The sequence below is a fragment of the Dyella sp. PARNA 12/25 genome, assembly GCF_055702865.1.
Map to the genome: position 1 here is coordinate 197056 of NZ_JBVQCI010000002.1, position 19054 is coordinate 216109.

The 19054-nt window shown below is 61.3% G+C and carries 30 protein-coding genes; 21 read left to right on the top strand and 9 right to left on the bottom strand.

The window, feature by feature from the left end:
• Positions 1-60: 60 nt before the first annotated feature.
• Genes AC0GUR_RS05565 through AC0GUR_RS05595 form a run of 7 tightly spaced genes read right to left on the bottom strand, consistent with a single transcriptional unit; the run spans position 61 to position 4827 of the window.
• The gene (locus AC0GUR_RS05565; RefSeq protein ID WP_472876480.1) at positions 61-2286 is read right to left on the bottom strand and encodes an AAA family ATPase; all 2226 of its coding nucleotides are present in this window, start codon (positions 2284-2286) and stop codon (positions 61-63) included.
• Complete coding sequence (locus AC0GUR_RS05570) at positions 2283-3530, bottom strand: DNA cytosine methyltransferase (RefSeq protein WP_472876481.1); 1248 nt, start codon at positions 3528-3530, stop codon at positions 2283-2285. Before AC0GUR_RS05570 ends, AC0GUR_RS05565 begins: the two co-directional genes overlap by 4 nt.
• Complete coding sequence (locus tag AC0GUR_RS05575; protein WP_472876482.1) at positions 3530-3730, bottom strand: hypothetical protein; 201 nt, start codon at positions 3728-3730, stop codon at positions 3530-3532. The genes AC0GUR_RS05570 and AC0GUR_RS05575 overlap by 1 nt, the downstream gene beginning before the upstream one ends.
• 2 nt (positions 3731-3732) lie before the next feature.
• Positions 3733-4005 carry a hypothetical protein gene (locus AC0GUR_RS05580; RefSeq protein WP_472876483.1) on the bottom strand — a complete coding sequence of 91 codons (273 nt, stop codon included), beginning with the start codon at positions 4003-4005 and terminating at the stop codon, positions 3733-3735.
• Positions 4002-4145 carry a hypothetical protein gene (locus AC0GUR_RS05585; RefSeq protein ID WP_472876484.1) on the bottom strand — a complete coding sequence of 48 codons (144 nt, stop codon included), beginning with the start codon at positions 4143-4145 and terminating at the stop codon, positions 4002-4004. The genes AC0GUR_RS05580 and AC0GUR_RS05585 overlap by 4 nt, the downstream gene beginning before the upstream one ends.
• Complete coding sequence (locus tag AC0GUR_RS05590; RefSeq protein ID WP_472876485.1) at positions 4142-4372, bottom strand: hypothetical protein; 231 nt, start codon at positions 4370-4372, stop codon at positions 4142-4144. Before AC0GUR_RS05590 ends, AC0GUR_RS05585 begins: the two co-directional genes overlap by 4 nt.
• Positions 4372-4827 carry a phage regulatory CII family protein gene (locus AC0GUR_RS05595; protein ID WP_472876486.1) on the bottom strand — a complete coding sequence of 152 codons (456 nt, stop codon included), beginning with the start codon at positions 4825-4827 and terminating at the stop codon, positions 4372-4374. Before AC0GUR_RS05595 ends, AC0GUR_RS05590 begins: the two co-directional genes overlap by 1 nt.
• 125 nt (positions 4828-4952) lie before the next feature.
• Between AC0GUR_RS05595 and AC0GUR_RS05600 the strand changes: the two genes are divergently transcribed.
• The 20 genes from AC0GUR_RS05600 (at position 4953) to AC0GUR_RS05695 (ending at position 16344) form a co-directional block, all read left to right on the top strand.
• Positions 4953-5501, top strand: coding sequence for a hypothetical protein (locus AC0GUR_RS05600; protein WP_472876487.1), 549 nt, complete (start codon positions 4953-4955; stop codon positions 5499-5501).
• The gene (locus AC0GUR_RS05605) at positions 5488-6054 is read left to right on the top strand and encodes a hypothetical protein (protein WP_472876488.1); all 567 of its coding nucleotides are present in this window, start codon (positions 5488-5490) and stop codon (positions 6052-6054) included. The genes AC0GUR_RS05600 and AC0GUR_RS05605 overlap by 14 nt, the downstream gene beginning before the upstream one ends.
• A 162-nt stretch (positions 6055-6216) precedes the next feature.
• The gene (locus tag AC0GUR_RS05610; RefSeq protein WP_472876489.1) at positions 6217-6693 is read left to right on the top strand and encodes a hypothetical protein; all 477 of its coding nucleotides are present in this window, start codon (positions 6217-6219) and stop codon (positions 6691-6693) included.
• A gap of 143 nt (positions 6694-6836) precedes the next feature.
• The gene (locus tag AC0GUR_RS05615; protein ID WP_472876490.1) at positions 6837-7145 is read left to right on the top strand and encodes a hypothetical protein; all 309 of its coding nucleotides are present in this window, start codon (positions 6837-6839) and stop codon (positions 7143-7145) included.
• A complete protein-coding gene (locus tag AC0GUR_RS05620) occupies positions 7142-7387 on the top strand; it encodes a hypothetical protein (protein ID WP_472876491.1) in 246 nt (81 codons plus the stop codon). The genes AC0GUR_RS05615 and AC0GUR_RS05620 overlap by 4 nt, the downstream gene beginning before the upstream one ends.
• Positions 7384-7626: a hypothetical protein gene (locus AC0GUR_RS05625; RefSeq protein WP_472876492.1), complete on the top strand. Its 243-nt coding sequence runs from the start codon at positions 7384-7386 to the stop codon at positions 7624-7626. Before AC0GUR_RS05620 ends, AC0GUR_RS05625 begins: the two co-directional genes overlap by 4 nt.
• Positions 7623-7832, top strand: coding sequence for a hypothetical protein (locus AC0GUR_RS05630; protein ID WP_472876493.1), 210 nt, complete (start codon positions 7623-7625; stop codon positions 7830-7832). Before AC0GUR_RS05625 ends, AC0GUR_RS05630 begins: the two co-directional genes overlap by 4 nt.
• Positions 7832-7975, top strand: coding sequence for a hypothetical protein (locus AC0GUR_RS05635; protein ID WP_472876494.1), 144 nt, complete (start codon positions 7832-7834; stop codon positions 7973-7975). The genes AC0GUR_RS05630 and AC0GUR_RS05635 overlap by 1 nt, the downstream gene beginning before the upstream one ends.
• A gap of 111 nt (positions 7976-8086) precedes the next feature.
• The gene (locus AC0GUR_RS05640; protein WP_472876495.1) at positions 8087-8263 is read left to right on the top strand and encodes a hypothetical protein; all 177 of its coding nucleotides are present in this window, start codon (positions 8087-8089) and stop codon (positions 8261-8263) included.
• Positions 8260-8667 (top strand): DUF7173 family protein, encoded by a 408-nt coding sequence (locus tag AC0GUR_RS05645; RefSeq protein ID WP_472876496.1) that lies wholly within the window; start codon positions 8260-8262, stop codon positions 8665-8667. The genes AC0GUR_RS05640 and AC0GUR_RS05645 overlap by 4 nt, the downstream gene beginning before the upstream one ends.
• Positions 8667-9140 carry a hypothetical protein gene (locus tag AC0GUR_RS05650; RefSeq protein ID WP_472876497.1) on the top strand — a complete coding sequence of 158 codons (474 nt, stop codon included), beginning with the start codon at positions 8667-8669 and terminating at the stop codon, positions 9138-9140. Before AC0GUR_RS05645 ends, AC0GUR_RS05650 begins: the two co-directional genes overlap by 1 nt.
• A gap of 16 nt (positions 9141-9156) precedes the next feature.
• Complete coding sequence (locus tag AC0GUR_RS05655; RefSeq protein ID WP_472876498.1) at positions 9157-9933, top strand: ATP-binding protein; 777 nt, start codon at positions 9157-9159, stop codon at positions 9931-9933.
• Between the two features lie 139 nt (positions 9934-10072).
• Positions 10073-10582, top strand: a complete 510-nt coding sequence (locus tag AC0GUR_RS05660) for a DUF669 domain-containing protein (RefSeq protein WP_472876499.1) — start codon at positions 10073-10075, stop codon at positions 10580-10582.
• A gap of 371 nt (positions 10583-10953) precedes the next feature.
• Positions 10954-11904 (top strand): hypothetical protein, encoded by a 951-nt coding sequence (locus AC0GUR_RS05665; protein WP_472876500.1) that lies wholly within the window; start codon positions 10954-10956, stop codon positions 11902-11904.
• Positions 11901-12173 (top strand): hypothetical protein, encoded by a 273-nt coding sequence (locus AC0GUR_RS05670; protein WP_472876501.1) that lies wholly within the window; start codon positions 11901-11903, stop codon positions 12171-12173. Before AC0GUR_RS05665 ends, AC0GUR_RS05670 begins: the two co-directional genes overlap by 4 nt.
• A complete protein-coding gene (locus AC0GUR_RS05675) occupies positions 12170-12478 on the top strand; it encodes a hypothetical protein (protein WP_472876502.1) in 309 nt (102 codons plus the stop codon). Before AC0GUR_RS05670 ends, AC0GUR_RS05675 begins: the two co-directional genes overlap by 4 nt.
• Positions 12478-14238 carry a DEAD/DEAH box helicase gene (locus AC0GUR_RS05680; RefSeq protein WP_472876861.1) on the top strand — a complete coding sequence of 587 codons (1761 nt, stop codon included), beginning with the start codon at positions 12478-12480 and terminating at the stop codon, positions 14236-14238. Before AC0GUR_RS05675 ends, AC0GUR_RS05680 begins: the two co-directional genes overlap by 1 nt.
• 229 nt (positions 14239-14467) lie before the next feature.
• Positions 14468-15118 (top strand): Lar family restriction alleviation protein, encoded by a 651-nt coding sequence (locus AC0GUR_RS05685; protein ID WP_472876503.1) that lies wholly within the window; start codon positions 14468-14470, stop codon positions 15116-15118.
• Positions 15111-15320, top strand: coding sequence for a DUF4224 domain-containing protein (locus tag AC0GUR_RS05690; protein ID WP_472876504.1), 210 nt, complete (start codon positions 15111-15113; stop codon positions 15318-15320). The genes AC0GUR_RS05685 and AC0GUR_RS05690 overlap by 8 nt, the downstream gene beginning before the upstream one ends.
• Position 15321: 1 nt before the next feature.
• Positions 15322-16344 carry a tyrosine-type recombinase/integrase gene (locus AC0GUR_RS05695; protein WP_472876505.1) on the top strand — a complete coding sequence of 341 codons (1023 nt, stop codon included), beginning with the start codon at positions 15322-15324 and terminating at the stop codon, positions 16342-16344.
• A 400-nt stretch (positions 16345-16744) separates the two neighbouring features.
• Here the strand turns inward: AC0GUR_RS05695 and AC0GUR_RS05700 are convergent, their stop codons facing one another.
• Positions 16745-17314, bottom strand: coding sequence for a dihydrofolate reductase family protein (locus AC0GUR_RS05700; protein WP_472876506.1), 570 nt, complete (start codon positions 17312-17314; stop codon positions 16745-16747).
• Positions 17315-17803: 489 nt separating this feature from the next.
• Positions 17804-18163, bottom strand: coding sequence for a Rap1a/Tai family immunity protein (locus tag AC0GUR_RS05705; protein ID WP_472876507.1), 360 nt, complete (start codon positions 18161-18163; stop codon positions 17804-17806).
• 716 nt (positions 18164-18879) lie between these two features.
• Between AC0GUR_RS05705 and AC0GUR_RS05710 the strand changes: the two genes are divergently transcribed.
• A complete protein-coding gene (locus AC0GUR_RS05710) occupies positions 18880-19011 on the top strand; it encodes a DDE-type integrase/transposase/recombinase (protein WP_472876508.1) in 132 nt (43 codons plus the stop codon).
• Positions 19012-19054 lie beyond the last annotated feature (43 nt).

Below are 19054 nucleotides of genomic sequence, written 5' to 3' on the forward strand. Positions count from 1 at the left end.
CGGATTTCGTAGAGTCATCGTGGAGTCCATCGTGGAGTTAAGTGATTGATGCATTGACATTTAATTGCGACTCCACGGTGCGCCATTTGAAGCCGTGGAGTTGTTCGTGGAGTCGTCGCCTTCCCATGGCTTCGGCGCATCTGCTGACGGGCGATACACGTCGGTGAAGCCGCGCGTACGCGGCACCTGTTCCGTCGACCGGGATAGCTCGCCCAACTCCACGGCCATAGCGAGGTAAGGCTTTGCCCAGGTCGGGCTGCGTCCGCACTTGGCGCTGATCTTGGCGGCCGTAGGCTGCTCGCCAGCCTCGGCCATGGCGGTGGCGGCATCGACGACAAGGCGCATGTGGGCGTTGCCCTGCTCTGCCTTCTTGTCGGCCCTGACGGCCTCACGGGCACCGCTGAGCATCTTGCGCATGCTCAGCCACGACTTGCCGGCGACTTCACGGGGCAACTGCACTGCGTGGAGTCGTGGACCATGGTGTTCGGTATCCGCCCAACGGAAGAACAGCGGCGCCGGGTCGGCCGACTTGGACGACGACAGGCACACCAGCGCCGTCACGCGCTCGGTTTCGCCCGGAGCAACCATGCGGCGCAACAGCGTACGCGCGTCGCCATCAGGGAACGGGTTCACGTCGCTGCCAAGGCTGACCGCCAGGTGCGTCTGGCGGGCGTTGTTCACCAGCGCCGTGCCGCCGCGGATCGCCTTCTCGTGCAGTTCGAGGTTAGCCAGCGACTCCCCGGCATCCTGGTTTGTGTGATGCGTCAGCACCACGGCCACACCGGTAGCCTTGGCGATGTGCTTGAGCGTGACCACCAGGAAGCGCAGGCCCGGGTTGTCCTCCTCGGCTTCGGATATGGTCGACGCCGTCTCGAACACCACCATGCCCAGCGGGCACTCGCCCTCTTTCATGGCGTTGATCTTGGCAATGAGTGGCTCTACGACAGCGCCGCGCGCCATGCGCTTGCCGTCGGCCTTCACCACCTCTCGGAACGCCGCCAGGGCGCCGCTGTGGAGCTCAGGCACGATGATGTTCTTGCGCATGCGCTCGGCATCGTCGGGCGTCATGTAAATGCGCTGGGCTTCCACCTTGCGCGAATACTGCGCGCGGTCGTCCTCGGCACTGAAGATCAGCACCGAGCGAACCTCGGCGGGCGACATGTCCGACAACGGCTGGCCAAGCGCGTAGTGCTTGCAGATGGCGACAACGGCGGACGTCTTACCCTCGCGGCCCGGGGCGGCAATGATCGACACCTCGCCTTCCGGGAAAAGACCGCGGCGACCGTCTGCAGACATGAAGGCGTGAGGGTGTGGCGTCGCCGAAGCTTGAAGCTCGTCGAGCGTGAACGGAACGCAGGCCTCGTCGAGCGCATCAAGGAGTGACGAGCTTTGCACAGGGTCGTTCGCCGCAGCCTGCTGCATGGCCGCTGATCCGCTCAGCGGATTGAGCCAACCGCGCCGCTGAGCCTCGGCAAAGATCGCCTGATACCCAGTGCGATCTGCGGTGAAGCTATCCCACACGCGCGAGGCGTCGGCCGGGTCGAACTTGTCCGACTGCTGCGACCATTCGAGCCACAGCGCGCGGCCAGGCTCGCCCAGCTTCTTCAGGCGCTGTCCGTTGGCCACCCAAAGGTCGCGGTCGTCGGCGCGCATGGCTGACAGCGCACTGCGCAGCTCAGCGATCGTGCGCTGGTCGATGAACTCGGATACCTCGGCGCTGACCGGCGCCGGGCGTACGCCATGACGCGGCGACAGAACGCGGACCACGAAGTCGGCAATGTCGGTCGGATCGCCCAGGCCGGCGCCCTCACCTGTGACGGTGAAGTAGCGGCCCGCGCTGTACGCCTCGATGCCGGTTCCATTGGATCCAAGGGCGGCGAACTCGCGGCCGTAGCCGATGGCGTGCAGTCCATTGCCGCTCGGGCTCGTCTCGGTGTAGCCAGGCAAATCATCGGCCAGCAGTCGCAGCTCGGGGCGTGCGGCCAGGTCGTCAAGGTCGACACCCTGCCAATGGTTGCCGGTTCCGTCCGGGCCCAGTGCGAAGCCAAGGCCGGCGTAGCGACCGCTGGCTAGCGCTGCGCAGGCTTCATCGAAGCTTGAGAGCTGCGACAGATCGGCTTCGCTGTCCAGCATTCCGTTGCGCTGGCGGCCGTTGGCGTACACCGGCACTTTGCGCGGCTTCTTGCCGGGCTGCGGAATGGACAGCCAGACGAGCCAGCGACGCGCGGCCAGCATGGTGGACGGAACGTCGGCGAATTGCTCGCGGAGGTGTTCGGCGGCGGTCATGCGGCGAGCGCTTCCGGTTGGGTGATCAGGCTGCGTGCTTCCATGTAAGACGCAATGAAGTGCGCAGCAGCCTCCGGCACGATCGCGTTGCCCTGTCCATGCAACTCCGCGCGCCGATAAGCCTTGGCCTCTTTCAGGCTTCGCGCATCAAGGCCTGCCACCTCTGCCAACTCTCGTAGCCGGGGGCTGAGCTTGCCCATTCCAAGGGGTAGCCCATGAGCCAGCGGGAATGTGCCGGGTTCAACTGGCCGCCACTTACCATCTGTGCATGCGATCCAGTCAGCATCTGCCCAGTGGCCGTTAACCGGGCCGGGCCATTGATCGTGAGGCATGCCATCGCTGCCAAGTCGGGGCCATGACCACGCATTGCTTCGCGAATGGCTCCCTCTGTCGAGCGCACGCCCTTGTCGGCAAGCGATGCCGTTGGAGTCGGCCAACCGGCCATCTTCGCCACATGCGGCAACGCCACCGATACTTTGCGGCCGTCCGGCATCTTGCCGGCTGCACTCATTCCCACGCACGACTGCGATCCCTTGGCGTTGCCCACAGTCGGAGTCGGCCAGCCTGCGAAGGTCGCCATCTGCGACAATGGAACTCCGGTGTCCTGCGGCCGTGGCGGCAAGCTGCCGCGACTGTGATCCTGCGCTGTCGGCGTTGCCCATCCTGCCAACCACGCCACGCGGCCCAACAAAGCATTCAGCGGCACGTTCGGCTGGAAGTGCCCATCCTTCCAATCGCGCGTCGTTGGCGTCGGCCACCCAGTAGTTTCGGTCGCGGATGTGCGGCGTGCCGATGCCCGCAGCCGGGAACGGGACACACCCGAAGGCGTAGTCCACGTTTTCCATGTCAGCGTGTACAAGGTCGATCCAAGGATCTGCGTCCTTGCTCGCAACCTGCTCTCCAAAGACAACTGCAGGGAGGCGCTGCGAGATGAGGTGGTAGAAGGCCGGCCAGAGATGCCGCTGATCGTCAAACCCAGCGCCTTTACCTGCCGATGAGAAAGGCTGACAAGGGCAGCTGCCAGTCCACACGGGTCGATCACTTGGCCATCCAGCAATCGCCAGGGCGAGGGGCCACCCGCCGATTCCGGCAAAGAAATGACATTGCACGTATCCGGCAAGGTCGCTGGGTCGGACATCTTCAATACTCCGGGTGTCGATATAGCCGGCCGGGATCAAGCCAGCGTCCATGAGGTTGCGCAGGCGTTGCACCGCGCTGGGCTCGATCTCGTTGTAGTAGTGCATTAGGCCGCCTGATTCCTGCGCAGATGCTCCTGTGCGCAGTCGACGCAAAAGCGCCAACACATGCCCTTCTGCACCACTACCTGCACTTCCTCGCAGCTCTCGCACATCGGGATGATGCGCGGGCGGTTTGAGTGCTTGGCGAGCGCGGCGTCGCGCTCGGCTTGCTCAAGGTCGGTGGCGAAATCGGCTTCGTCGCTCATGGTTATTCGCTCGCGGAGATGATGGCGAAAGCGCCGTAGCGCACCGATTGCAGCGACCGCTGGCCTTCGCTCTGACGGACCACGACCGCGTTGATGTCGTTGTAGTCGGCGCGCGACAGGCGTAGATGCAGCGGCGTTTTGTTGGCAGCTCGCATGTACTTGCACAGCTCGTCAAACTTCTTCAGCAGACCCTTATGGCGCTGACTGAGCTTGTAGTCGACGAGGTTGTAGCTGGTCTGCGCCGATCGCGGCGCTTGCTTCAGGACAGCATTCATTGGCTCTCTCCCGTGGTTTTGGCCACGTCGCGCGCATTGCGCTGCAGCCACAGATGGGCGCGGATTTCTTCCGCCATTTGCTCGCCTTCGGCGCCAAGCTCGAAAGGCAGTGCGTCGTGTTGGCCGTGGTCGATGGTCATTGCTCGGTCTCTCGCATGCGGAACTGAAGCGAGCTGCATCCGCGTTTGTTGTCGTCAACCCAGATGAAGTTGCCGACCTTGACGCCAGGCTCGAACAGTCCCTCAGCCTTCAGGTGGTCGCACATCTGGAGCCACAGTCGAAAATCTTCCAGCATGGCGCCGCGCTGCTCGGCCGGCACGTTCAGAAAGTCCGCCGGCTTCTCGATGACGTACTGCTTCTCGTCCATCACGCCACCGCCTTCAGCGGAACCGGCACCGAGCAGCGAATGCGCCCGACCAGCGAGATAAGCGCCGCCTGCACCTTGTTGGCCGCAGCGCTGATGTCGTCCGCTTCACGCTCGCTGATCTTGTCGTCGGCCAGCGCGTTCAAAATGGTGTGAGCGAGGTTTCCCTCGGATGCTTCCAGGGCAAGGACCATCTTCACCAGCGGGCAATTGGTCTGCTCCGCCTCCACCTTCGTCAGTGCGAAGCCGTGCTCCTGCGCCATCGCCTGGAGGATGTCGTAATTGCCAGTGACACCCATGATCGCGTCGGCTTCGCGCACCGTGAGGTGATGCGTCGACGTGTTCGGGTTCACCTTGGAGCGGAGCACCGCGGCTGACATGCCGATGCGCGGGCCGAGGGATTCACTACCGCCGGGGTAGTCGTGGACGGTGCGGTGGGCTGCATCAATGACGTTCACGGGTTCGTGCTCCGAACGAAGAATGTTGACTTGAGTGCGGTTACCTTGGCGACATGGACAACAGAGCCAAGGAAGGCACAGGGATGGAAAAGAGACATTTAGGCGGCGCTCCGAGTGAGAGAGCCATGGCACTGGCTGAGCGACTGCTCGGAAGGCTTAGATACGGCGGGACCGCGCCGGTAGTTGCAGCCGCGACACACGGGCTCAACCTCCAGCGGCTTGCTGTTGTCCCGGTGGTCGTAGCAAACGGCGCGCGATCCGCAATCAACGCACGCAACGATCTCCACGCGCAGATTGACGAGCTCGCCGCGCAGGATTGCTCGCTCAACGGCCGCATGGGCGCGATTGACAGCACCGTGCGACTTTGGCCGGCATTCACCGCAACGGCGTTGCGAATGATGGTTCTGCAGGTAGCTTCGGCCGCAGTCGACGCAAGGACGCGGGTTATATACGCGGCTCATTCAGGCCGCCTTGCTCAAGTGATTGCGGCAGTGAGCCATGTGCATTTCGAGCAACCGCTGCCCAAGCTCGAAACGGGGCTGGTTTGCCTTTCCGCGCTCAAGGTCAGCAATGGTCGAGATGCCGGCGCCGGATTCGTTGGCAATCTCCGCACGGGTGAGCCCGGCGGAACGGAGGTCAGCGATAAGGGAGGTCCAGTTCATGGACGGGATTGAAACGGAATCCCGTGAGCTTGTCAAACGGCAATCCGTGCCGGTTTTCCGTTTCAATACGTATATGGAGAGACTAGGCGATCGAGTTCGCTATTTACGCGAGGCTGCTACTGGCGCTGACGGCAAAACGCCGCTTAAGCGTCCTGAGCTGGCGCGTGCCATTGGCATGCCAGTAACGACCCTGCAGACCCTTGAGGACAAGTCGCAGCAAAGCTGCGGATTCACAGCCCGGCTGGCCAAATACTTCGGCGTGAGCGCCCTTTGGCTAGAGACAGGGGTCGGCCCGATGTATTCGACTAAAGTAGTAGACAGTAACGAGACAGCAAGTTCTTACGCCGTGAGACTAGATCCTGCAATGTTGGCCGAGGCAGAGCTACTGGTCGGTGCGGCGGAACATTTCAGGCAGAAGAAATTTCCCCTGGAGGAGCGGGCTCGGTGGCTCGCTCGCACTTACCAGCAGCTCATCATGGACGGCGGCAAGCTCACTGCTGAGCACCAGGCCGCGCTTTTCGATGATGCGAAGCAGGGGGTTGTACATGGAGAGTCAACGGGTTAGCGGTCTCGATGTGGTTGTCCTATTCGACCCGGCGCGCCGGGCCACACAGGTGCCACCGCTAACAGGGGATGAAATCCTCGCTCTGCGCCAGCTGCTGCGCAGGGCGAGCGCCATCATTGATACCTGCCCTATTGCCAAGCGGATTGTCGAGGAAGGAAACCTATGAAATGGATGTTTGTAGCAGCCGCGTGCGCTGCGTGTAGTGTCGTTTTTGCGCAGGCTTTGCCACCCATAGGTGAATCCCCTGCCCCACACTATGTTGACGTTACGGCGCCAAAGATCGAGGTCGCCAAGCCGACGCCAAAACCAGCGGTAGATGAGGTTGACATGGCGCCAGAGTGTCACTGCAAGGACCAGTGCGATGCGATGTGGGCTCACGCGATTGATGCCGTAGAAAAGGCATCTGGCATGCGGCTACACATTGCCAGCGAAACGCTCCTGGATACCTATGCGGCAAGCGGCTTCGGGCGACTGCATGGCCGCGTCGTCAAGCGCCCCAATGGAAACGGCGGCTATCAAGTGGTCGCATCGTTTGAGGAGTCGCGTAGCTACCCTGGCGGATCGCCCCTAACGGCATCCCGTCTGTTCAACCGGAGCGTAAAACAGGCTGGAACGGCCATTACCTGCCCTTCCGCATAAGCTGAAAACCGCATAACGGCGCGCCTCGCGAGGGGTGCGCCTATTTTTTTGAAAATAAATCACGGAATCCCGTTGACACGAGAACGGATTTCCGTTTATCGTTCTCCCACGCCGCCAACCAAGGCAGGCGATGGGAGGTCGATATGGCCGCTGGTGATCGGAACAAGAACGGGGTCCTGCGCAACCTGCAGGAAGCATCCGACGCACTCCGCGCCGCTGGCCAGGTCGAGATGGCGGATCGACTGATCCGCGATCGCTGGATTGTCTCCAGCCTGATCGTTGAGCTGACCAAGGCTCACGAGATTCTCCGCATCGCTCTCGCCTGCCTTCGTGATGGGTGGCGCATGGAGTTCATTGAACGCGTCACCGCTGCCGGACTCAACCACGGCAACAGCTTGACCCGCGTCAGTGCACGCCATGAAGCCCTTAACCGTGCGCGAGGTGAATTGTGAACTCGAATCTGCATCCCATCATGGCCCTGGCCGTCGCGCCCTTCGCGCCGCCGGCTGAAACGGTCGCCGTGACCGTCGAGTGCTTCGAGGTCGACGTAAACACCACGAACGATCCGTATTACGAGCAACTGGTGCCTGCACCGGCTGAGCTGGTGCAGAAGGCGGCGTCGGAGCTGATCGAAGCACACAGCGACGAACTGGAGCAGCGCGTGCGTGGGCTGATGCTGAAGGTGGCGGCATGAGTCTGCATAAGCCCATGGTGGATGTGTTGGCGGTGATGCAGCTGGCCATCGAGTGCTTGGAGCTTGATGAGCGCGATTTGGCAGAGCGCCAGATGATCGAAGCTCGCGAAGCCGTAGCCGAGTTGATCACCGCATCCAACGGCTACGTCAATGCTCGCTACAACGGTGTCCAAGACCACGACAGCCACGCATCCATTCGCTTTCGTGCAGCGCTTATGCGCATCGGAGCCACCCCATGACCGCCACCGTCTACGACCTGCGCAAGTTCGCCCTACGCCGCTCTGTACGCATGAGCGCCGACAAGGCAGGACCGGAGACGACCAAGCAAGTAGAGCGCATGGCTATGCGTGACTTTGCTTCCGGCCACTCCGCCGCCAAGGCACTTAGCAACGCGACGCGCTACCTGCGCAGCGTTCGGCAGGTTGAGCCAAAGGGGGCGGCGTGATGGAGACGAACGCCGTCGAGCATCTGCGCGCGCTGGTTGAGGCACTCGATAGTGCATTCATCAGCTCGTGGCAATCGACCGCTGCGTGGCAAAAGCAGCTTGACGCAGCACGCGATTTTCTCGCCAACGAGCCCACCCCATGAACCACGAAGCCTGGTCTATCGCCGCCCATTTCATCTGGCGCCTTGTCGCCATCGAATTTGCCTGCGCCTGCCTGCTTTGGCTGGCGCAATAACACACACCGGAGAACTGACGTGGTCACGAATCAGAAACAGGCAATCGCCATTCAAGAGCGCCGCGTTAAGGCCGGCAAGCGCGGCTATGCGAAGGCCGTTCGCCGCTTCGCAAATCGTAGCTCGGACACGAGTCACGCGTACAAGACCCTGCCCGTTAACTGGACTCGCCACGTCGCGCAGAAGGCCTCCGCATGAACCCCATCGACGAAGCCGCGCGCAACTTGGAAATCGCCAAGTTCGCCGAAGCGAAAGCCACCGCTGATCGCCTGCGCGCCGAAAACGAACTCATAGCTCTGCTGCCTGCCAAGACCGAGGGCAGCGTCACCATGAAGGGTGGCGACTACAAGGTGTCGATCACCTACGCGATGAATCGCACGGTGGATGGGCCGGCACTGGCGGCGATCAAGGACAACATCGCGCCCGGTCTGCTTGAACAGGCTGTCACCTACAAGCCCTCGCTTGTGCTGGCCGGGCTCAGGTATCTCCAGAGTAATGAGCCGGACGCCTACGCCGTGCTCGCCCAGGCGATTACCTCAAAACCCGCTAAGCCGAGCGTGAAGATCGAGCGCGTGGCGGAAGAAATGCGGGAGGCGGCGTGATGAAGATCGCTATAAATGCTTGCTTTGGCGGCTTCGGCCTATCCAATCGGGCGCTAAAGGCCTACTGCGATCGCAAGGGCATACCTTGCCACTTCTTTCGACAGGAGGGGTTTCGCAAGCCCTACGTCCGCATCACGGACGAGGAAGCCTTCAACGACACCAGCCTGCTCCGTGTAAGCGCGTTTCGCTGCGAAACCGTCGATGGCATCCCTTCACAGGATGGCTGGCACGAAATGACCATGGAGCAGCGCGTTGCAAGCAACAAGGCTTACGAGTCCGCATCCGTACCCCATGGACGTGACATTCCTCGCAATGACCTCGACCTGATCGCGGTCATTGAAAAGCTCGGAGAGTCGGCCAATGGGAGCTGCGCGTCCCTGCGGATCGTCGAAGTTCCTTATGGCATCAACTGGGAAATAGACGAGTACGACGGCAACGAGCACGTCGCCGAAATTCATCAAACCTGGTCCTAACCCGGAGCCCTAAGCCATGGCCATTCCTCTCTCCACACTCACCGCACCGAACGCACAGCGCCCCATCATCGCCACCTTGGTAGGCGAAGGCGGCATGGGCAAGACCTCGCTCGCTGCCAGCTTCCCGTCGCCGGTCATCATCCGTACTGAAGACGGCACCGCGTCACTCGCCGGCCGCAACGATGTCGCGCTGTTCCCGGTCGCGGGTTCCTCGCAGGACGTGTTCGACGCCATCGAATCACTGGCGACCGAAGATCACCCGTTTCAGACGCTGGTGATCGACTCGATCACCCAGCTCAACACGCTGATCGAGGCCGAAGTGGTCGCGTCCGACCCGAAGGCCAAGAGCATCAATCAGGCCATGGGTGGCTACGGTGCCGGTCACTCGGCCGTGTCGGATCGCCACCGCCGTCTGCGTGAATGGGCCGGCTCGCTGTCCGCGACCAAGGGCATGAACGTGGTGTTCATCGCTCACGCTGACAGCGAGACGTTGGAGCTGCCCGACGCTGACCCGTACACACGCTACACCATCCGCATGCACAAGAAGTCCGTGTCGCACTACAGCGACAACGTGGATCTCGTCGCCTTCATCAAGCTCAAGACCTTCACCACGGGCGACGCCGACAAAAAGCGCGCGCACTCGGACGGCAGCCGGATCATCACCTGCTACCCGACGCCCTCGCACATCAGTAAGAACCGCTTTGGCATCGAGCGCGACATTCCGTATGCCAAGGGTGACAACCCGTTCGCGCCGTATGTGCCGGGCGGTGTGGCGCTCGCGCAGGCGGCGTAACGACTACGGGGCGGCGCGCAAGCGCATGTCGTGGAGCAGAACCATCCGAGTGCATGACAGCTTTTGAGCCGCAAGGTTGAAACGACGCACTCGGCGCCCCTCCCATTGCACCACCAACCCGAACCAAGGAAACATGAACATGGCAAACCTACACAACATGTACGACGCGAACGCCGAAGCGCAGAAGTCGTTTGAGGCTATCCCGACAGGCGACCAGATGGCCGTCATCGTCGACAGCGACATGAAGTCGACCAAGGCTGGCGACGGAGAGTACCTGGAACTGGCCTACGAAGTGACGGAAGGCCCGTACAAGGGTCGCAAGCTCTGGCACCGCCTGAACCTTCGCAGCCCGAACCAGCAGGCGCAGGAAATCGCCAATCGTGAGTTCGCAAGCATCCGCGAAGCGACCGGCGTGCGCGATCCGAATGACTCGCAGGAACTGCACTACAAGCCGCATGTGATCCGTGTCGAGTTCATCAAGGCCGGCACCACCAAGAAGAACGGCTACACCTACGACCGCGACACGAACGAAATCAAGGCGTGGAAGAAGTCGGACGGTGCGGCTCATGTTGCGACGCAGACGCATCAGAACACGGCCGCTCCTGCCACCGCCGGCGACAACACGCCGCCGTGGAAGAAAGCCGCCTAAGCAATCTCAGGGTGAGTTGCGCACCAGAGCAAGGAAGCTCGCCTCCTTCGCCGCACTGGCCGGTGTAGACGCAATAGCCAGGTCTCTTTTTTGGAAGTGGCGGCGTGGAGCTAAGGCTAACGCTGGACTACGAAGCGCCATTGCGCGGTGAAAGACGCGCCCACTTCCACCTCTTTTCGAACCAGGAACCCATCATGGCCCTGCTATCCGAAAAACCTGAATCTCTAACCCGTAAAGCCATCCTTGCATGGTGGGAAAACAAGCCGCAGCGCCTGTCGCGCCGCCTTGGTGCGTCAATCATCGGCCAAGAGTGCGAGCGCCGCTTGTGGTACGGATTCCGATGGAGTGCGCCGGAGAAGTTCAACGGACGCATGTTGCGCCTGTTCAATCGCGGGCATCTCGAAGAGCCGCGCTTCATCGAAGAGCTGCGCGGCATTGGCTGCGACGTGCGCGACATCGACCCGGCGACCGGCGAACAGTTCGAGTTCACCGGCTGCGGTGGGCATCTGGTCGCGAAGATCGACGGTGTTGCGCTGGGCGTGCCCGAAGCGCCAAAGACGTGGCACAACTTGTCGTTCAAGACATCGAACGAGAAGGGATTCACCGAGCTTGCCGGCAAGCCCGAGGATCGCAAGAAGCACGAGCAAGACCCCGCGAACTTTCCCTATCCCGGCAAGGGTGTCGCGGTCGCGAAGCCTGAGCACGTCGCGCAAAACCAGCTTGAGATGCACCTCGCATCGCTGACACGCACGCTGTATCTGGCCGCCTGCAAGGACGATGACAGCCTGCACGTCGAGCGCATCGAAGCCGACCAGGAGCAAGGTAAGCGCCTGGAAGCGAAAGCTGAGCGAGTCATTTATGCGCAGGAGCCGCTTCCGGGCATCTCGACCGACGCCTCTTTCTACAAATGCAAAATGTGCCCCGCCGCCAAGGTCTGCCACACCAGCCAGTTGCCCCAAGTGTCGTGCCGCACCTGCCTGCACGCGACACCCGAGAAAGACGGTGACGGCCGCTGGTCCTGCGCTAAGTGGGGCGCGGATATTCCGCTGGATGCGCAGCGAAGCGCATGCGCCGAGCACCGCTACATCCCGATCCTGCTAAAGCGATGGGGTGAAGTTGCAGACGCGTCGCCTAGTGATAACTGGGTCGAATACAAGGCCGCTGACGGCTTCGTGTTCCGCAATGGTGCGTGCGGGCCGGGCAGTTTTGAGAGCACGGAGCTGGCGGCTTCCACGCCGGCACAGATCCGCGACTCGGTAACGAATGGTTTGCGCGACGCTTTTGCGGGGCGCTTGGTTGAGCCTTTGAAGGAGGCGGCGTGAGCACACAACAGAAAGTGGATGTACTGGCCGTTATGAAACTGGCCATCGAGTGCCTGGAGCTTGATGAGCGCGATTTGGCGGAGCGGCAGATGATTGAGGCTCACGAGGCCGTGAGCGAGTTGATAAAACGCCAGCGCGGGACCCGCGACATGCTCCGCGAAGCAGCAAAGCAGCTAAGACTCTCCGGTGACCATGGCCATGCGCGCATGTGTGACACGCATGCAAACGCAGCAGACGAAGCCCTTGCGCGCGTCGGCGGTGCCCCATGAACGAGCGCCCCTGCGGCCGTATCGGCCAACACACCATCAGCCATTGCGCGGACCGTGCCGCACGCATCATCTGCGACTACGACATCCCGCGCGCCGTGTGCCTCGCACCTGATGGCAAGGTGACGGTCGAAGCACCGGCCGATGCCATCGCAGACGAGATGGTCGGCGTGTACACCGGAAACATTGGCACCTTTCAGCTGTGGCGCATGATCTCTGACGACCTGCTGGCCGCCAAGACTGAGCGCGGGGTGGTTGGCGGGTCGAGCCATCGGCATCGCGTGCCGCCGGCGCGGAAGGCGGCGTGATGCAACTGCGCCACTATCAACAGACAGCATTGGACACGTGCTGGGACTTCCTCCGCAACCGCGAAGGCAACCCAGCGCTCGTGCTGCCCACTGGCGCCGGCAAGTCCCCGCTCATGGCCGCCATCGCCATGGAGGCCGTCAAGCAGTGGGGTGGCCGCGTGGGCATTCTTGCCCATGTACAGGAATTGGTATCTCAGAACGCAGCCAAGCTGCGGGCTCTGTGGCCGAATGCCCCCATGGGCATCTATGCCGCCGGCCTTCGCCGCCGCGATCGCTTCGACGCTGTGCTGTATATGCAGATCCAGAGCGTGGCGAAGATCGCGCACCAGCTCGGCCGCTTCGACATTCTGATCATCGACGAAGCTCAGCGCATCCCGCTCGACGGCGAAGGCAGCTATCGGAAGTTCATTGACGACTGCAAAAAGTTCAATCCGAACCTGCGCGTGATCGGCCTGACCGCCACGCCATACCGCCTCAAAGGCAAGGCCATCCCGATCTGCGGGCCGGACTACGTGCTAAACGAGATCGCCTACGAGGCCCGCATTCCGGACCTGATCGCAGACGGCTACCTGTCGCGACTGGTCACGCCGGGCGGCTTGGAGCTGGCCGACCTGTCAAAGGTGCATACCAAGGGCGGCGAGTACGACGAGGGCGAGCTTGCCGACGCCATGATGGCCAACGGGCTGGTGGAGCGAACCGTGGCCGAGTTGTGCACGCGCGCTTCCGTCCGCCGCGCATGGATCGTGTTTTGCGTGAATGTGAAGCATGCCGAGGCCGTGCGCGATGCGGTCAAAGCACGTGGCATCACTTGCGCCGTCGTCAGCGGAAAGACGCCTAAGGGTGAGCGCACCTCGCTGATCAATGCGTACAAAGAAGGCCGCATCCGCTGCATGGTCAACGTCAACGTGCTAAGCGAGGGCTTCGACGCCCCGCACATCGATTGCGTGGCCATGTTGCGCCCAACCAAGTCGCCCGGGTTGATGTATCAGCAAATCGGTCGCGGCTTCCGCATTGCCAACGGGAAGAGTGATTGCCTGGTGCTCGACTTCGCCGGCAACCTGCTGGAACACGGCCCAGTCGACCAGATCAGCGTGAGCCGTCCTCGCAAAGCTGGCCAGAAGGCGGAAGTAGAAAAGGGCCGTATGAAGGAGTGCCCGAAGTGTAAGTCGTTGCTCCCCTACGGCATGCGCAAGTGCGACGTGTGCGAGTTTGAGTTCACCAGCGGCGATCCGGCGCATAGCGACAGGCCGGTAGATGCCCCCGTGCTAAGCACCGAGCGCGAGAAGGTGCGCACTGTGCACACGGTGTCCAGCGTGAGCTACGCACGCCACGACAAGGCCGGCAAGACGCCAAGCTTGAAGGTGACCTACCAGTGCGGCCTGCGCCGCTTCAGCGAGTGGATATGCATCGAGCACGACGGCATGCCGCGCGCCAAGGCGCTGCGCTGGTGGCAGGCGCGCACGACCGACCAGTGCCCGCGCACGGTGGAAGAAGCCCTGCCGCTGGCGTGGAAGCTGCCAACGCCTGAATCAATTCTCGTCGACGAAACCGACAAATACCCCGACATCCTGGAGCACCGTTTCAATGAGTCTCACGCAACCGAACATCAACGAACGAGCGCGAATGATCCTGTCGGCTCAGCGGACGCTGGCAGCGCTCCAGGCGCTTCCCGACCTGACGCCGTGCCAGGAGTGCGAGGCGTTCCGGGATGGCTGGTGCGGGCGCTGGACGGCTCAGGTTCCCAGCGACGTGCAGCCTAAGGGGTGCGCGGATTGGTCGGAAACGATTCCTTTTTGAGGGGTTAGGCAATGGACGAGAAAACCGTAGATAGCATCCCAGACAGCGAACTTATTCGCCGTGCGCTCAGGAGCATGAAGCCAACTCGGCGCATGCCCATGTGGAGGCTGGTAATGGAGACCTTCGGTCTTGGGAGCACGTATGCGTGCCAGTTGTGCGTGCGCCATGGATTTGACCCGGAGGCTCCCTACCATGACTGAAAAGACGCTGCTGGCTTGCCCTTTTTGCGGCGCACCTTCGCTCATCTCCCATGAGAGTGACTACGACGGGTTTGGGCGCTTCCTCTTCGTGGAATGCAACAAGTGCCGCGCGCGCAGCGGTGGCCAGTTCGTATCCAATGGCAATGAGTGTCCGCAGACGTACCAAGAAGTGCGCGATACCTGGAACAACCGCGCCCAAGACGCAACCTGTAATGATCACTTACAAGTTGCCACCGCGCCGGATGGGGATGAGGCTGTGGCGAATGGCATCGCCATCCGAGACCGCATCGAGAAGATCCTTATCGACCACTGCCTGACCTACAGCCAGGACGAGGACGGCTGCCCGTACCGCCTGATCGATCTTCTCAGCGTGGACGCTCAGGACATCGGTCGAGGTAAAGAGGAAGCGCACCTGATCGCCGATGCCATTGCTGGCGAGCTGCCGGACCTCTACACCCGCAGCAACGCGCAGATGGGTGATGTAACAGCTATCGCAGCCGCTTACACCGCTGGATTCAAAGAAGCGTGCGAATGGCCAGAACCTGTCGTAGAGGACATTGATTCACCGGCATTTGCTTCCGCACAGCGCCAGTACGTAGAACGAGCCCTATCCGCCACGCGCGTGGAGGCTGGGAATGGCTGAGAATCTTTGCCTATCCCGCACCGAAATCGCTGAACTGACCCGTGCGCACACCCGCGCCCGCCAGCTCTCATTTCTCCGCAAGAACGGCATCCGCCACTACGTGGACGGCCACGGCTGGCCCGTGGTGACGCGCGCTTCGGTTGAAGGCATGCCGGAAAAGTCCAAGCCGAAGCCCGTGTGGCGCCCGGACAAGGCGGCCTGATATGGGACGTCGCCCAAGTACGCCGAACGCCATCCCCCGCCTACGCCTTCGCAAGCGCGGTGACACCACATACTACTTCTACGACCACGGCGGAAAGCCGCGAAAAGAGGAGTCGCTCGGCACCGACTATGGCCTAGCCATCAAGCGCTGGGCCGAGATCGAGCGCGACGGCGCGGAGAAGCCGCAAGAGGTCATCACGTTCAAATACGTCGCTGATCGCTACATGGGCATCATTGTGCCCACCAAAGCGGCCGCCAGTCAGCGCGACAACCACAAGGGCATGCGTCAGCTTCTCTCATTCTTCAACGAGCCTCCCGGGCCGCTGGACGCGATCACGCCCAACCTCGTGAAGAAGTTCCTGCGCTGGCGAGGCGCCAAGGCGAAGGTGCGCGCCAATCGCGAAAAAGCACTGCTCTCTCACCTGTGGAATTGGGCCCGCGAAGAAGGCTATACGGATCTGCCCAACCCGTGCGCTGGCATCAGGGGCTTCAAGGAGACGGGTCGCGACGTGTATATCGAGGATGACGTGTTCAAGGCCGTCTATGACCTTGGCGACCAGGCGCTGCGCGACGCCATGGACCTGGCCTATCTCACCGGCCAGCGCGTGGCTGATACGCGCACCATGGACCAGCGAGACATCCGTGAGGGCTTCCTGCACGTCAAGCAGGGGAAGACCAAGGCCAAGCGTCGCATCGAGATTGTGGGCGACCTTGCGGCGCTACTGGCTCGCATCGCGACACGAAAGACTGGCTACAAGGTCCACAGCACTCGGCTGATCGTCAGTGACCAAGGTCGGCCGTTGTCAGAATGGATGCTGCGCGACCGGTTCAACACCGCGCGCGACGATGCGGGGATACCGGCTGGCGAATTCCAGTTCCGCGATCTTCGCGCCAAGGCTGGCACTGACAAGACCGACGCCACGGACATTCGCCAGGCGCAACAGCAGCTCGGCCACACCACCGTCACGATGACCGAGCACTACGTGCGAAATCGACGCGGCGACAAGGTCACGCCGACCAAATAACTGTTCCGCAAATGTTCCTAGCGGTTTTGGTTTCAATGGCTTAGATGACCAAAACAACAGTCCATTGCGGAACGTAAAATCAGCTAAGAGCATGTTTTGTAAACTAGTTCTTGATAGGACTCAAAATCCACTGGCAGCGATGTCGTGTAGGTTCGAGTCCTATCACCGGTACCAGATACAAAAGAAAAAGCCCGCCTTATGGCGGGCTTTTTTTGTGCCTCGGCCGCGCCCAGCGGGTGTGAGAATTCAAGGCGCTTCGTTTCGCTACCAACTGAATGACGAACCAGGTGCGTAACTCCACCTGGCACATCCTGCCCAGTCACAGCGACATAGTCAGGACGCCCCAGACAAGAGGCCCGACCGGGACGGCGTAATGGCACCCCTCTTCGGGCGTCGCTGATCAGCCCAGCACGCGATAGGTCGACTGCACCAGGCCGGACGGAAAGTGATGGCTCGATTCGAGCGACAGACTCACGTCGCGTTGCAGGGCACCGAACAAGGGTCGGCCAGTCCCGATTAAAACCGGCACCGTGGTGACCACCAGGTCAGCGATCAATCCGTCACGCAGAAATGACTGAACCAGCTGGCCGCCATCGACATACACACGACGCACACCGGATGCCTCAAGTTGCGCCATCGCCTCCGCAGGCGTGGCATCAGAGAACCGCACCCTTCCCTTTAGATGCCCAGGTACCGGCTTGCCGGCCAATTGCCGCGACAGCACGAGTACGGGTCTGTCGTAAGCCCACTCGCCCATGGTGAGAACTTTTTCATAGCACCCCCGCCCCATCACGATCGCTTGCTTGTCGGCGATGAAGCTCGAGTAGCCATGATCTTCCGTCGGATCGTCTCGTTCAAGGAGCCAGCCGATGTCGCCATCGGTCCTTGCGATAAAACCATCGAGACTGGTTGCTATGAAGACGTGTCCTGTGATCATTCCTGCTCCATTTCTTTTGAAAGCGCGCTTCACCCATCGATCGGGCTCAACCTTGTACGAGCCGCCATGGTAAGCGCCAGGAAGACTATCGAGGGTCCAACGTTCACGCCAACCCTGGCATGCAACGAAATCCACTCAAAGAATCGGGGAGGAGGTGGTCAACAGCATTGAACTACCTCAGTCCGGAAAAACGGTACCAGGTTGACTAACGAGCGTATGTCCGCCAACAGAAGGCGCTGGGATCACCAAAGTTTTAGGTATGCATCGAGGCTATGCTCAATCGGCCCGCCAGACCCGCGCGGCACATCGACCTAAAAAGGACCACCCTTGTGATCTTAGGTAAGTCAACCTGGCACCGTTTTCTGCTCCAGCGGAAGCTTGAGGGCCGCATCCGGCGAGACTCGAGCAACGCGGAGGTACTGAAGCACCTGATCCACACGCAACCGGAAGCGCGGCGCGCGATCCGGTGACTTCAGGACACACCGGGAACATGGTGTGTCATCGGCAGGCTTTCATGGCCACTCAGGATTTCCGGCACGGGAATGCCGAGCTGAGTGCATCTTTGATAAGACTCGGCGGAGAGTAGTGCCACCTGTCCGGGTGATCAGCCAGATACTTCCTAACAATGGCCGTCAATTCAGCAGCCGAAACATTTTCAGAGGGGCAATACCCGTACCCAGACAAGGTGTCAGCAACGCCGACGACATAGCCAGAGGCGTAGCTTGAGTTGAGCTTCTCCTGGAGACCGAGGCTGGACCATTGATCGCTGTCACGCAGGTCAGTATGCAGGCGTGTCGTGTCCATGATTTGCCGCACATCGCCTTCCCCGGCCCTCGCAGAAGTGACAGCAAGTACCAAGGCCAGAAACAGAGTCATCTTCATAGCATCCCCTTTAGGAACTATCAGAAGCAGTGATAGACAATGTCGTTGGCTACAGCCGAGTTCATGCGGGCGTGTAGCGCTACGGAGTCTGCCCCCACGCATGATATTGCTGCAACAGCTTGGGAGAGGTCCGCTTCGGCCATCCATTTCTTGTGCCCGTAAGTACACTTACCAAAATGGGAGGGCGCGGCAGGCGCGAGGGCGACATTCTGACCGGATTCGATGGCCTCGGATCTTCCCAGATGGACGGGTAATGGGGACGGAGGTAGTTAATCCATGCCCGAACTCCGCCCCAAAAAAAAGCCCGCTCGCGGCGGGCTTTTTTCGGTTTTGCCATCTGCGCTCAGATGCAGCGCTGCACGGCCACCTTGAACTGATCCATGCCTACGATGCCGGTGCGTTCGTAGACTTTGGCTTCGGTGCCCAGTGGCTTGGCAACCATAAGCACGACCATGCCCTCGCTTACGTCCGGCAGTTAGACGCTATAGCTGTCTGACTTTTGCGCATCCACGACGTGGGCGTTGATTTCGGTCCAGCGCGTTTGAACGCATTGCGCAAAGTCTTTGGGGGACTTGGCGGATGCTGTCGCGAGGACCGGTTGATTCTTCGTCAGCGGCTCGTTAAAGGGGACGGAGGTAGTTAAGTTCGTTTAACCACCTCCGTCCCCTTTGATCTCCCGATATGCCCGCCAACACCGCCGGGTTGCGCCAGATCGATTGCGACGACAGTTTCATGCCGAACGACCCGACCAGTGCTGGGTGGGTGACGTCACCTTCATTAGCACACGTGCAGGATGGCTCTATCTCGCGGTCCTGATCGACCTGTGCTCGCGCAAGGTCGTCCGTTAAAGGGGACGGAGGTAGTTAAGTTCGTTTAACCACCTCCGTCCCC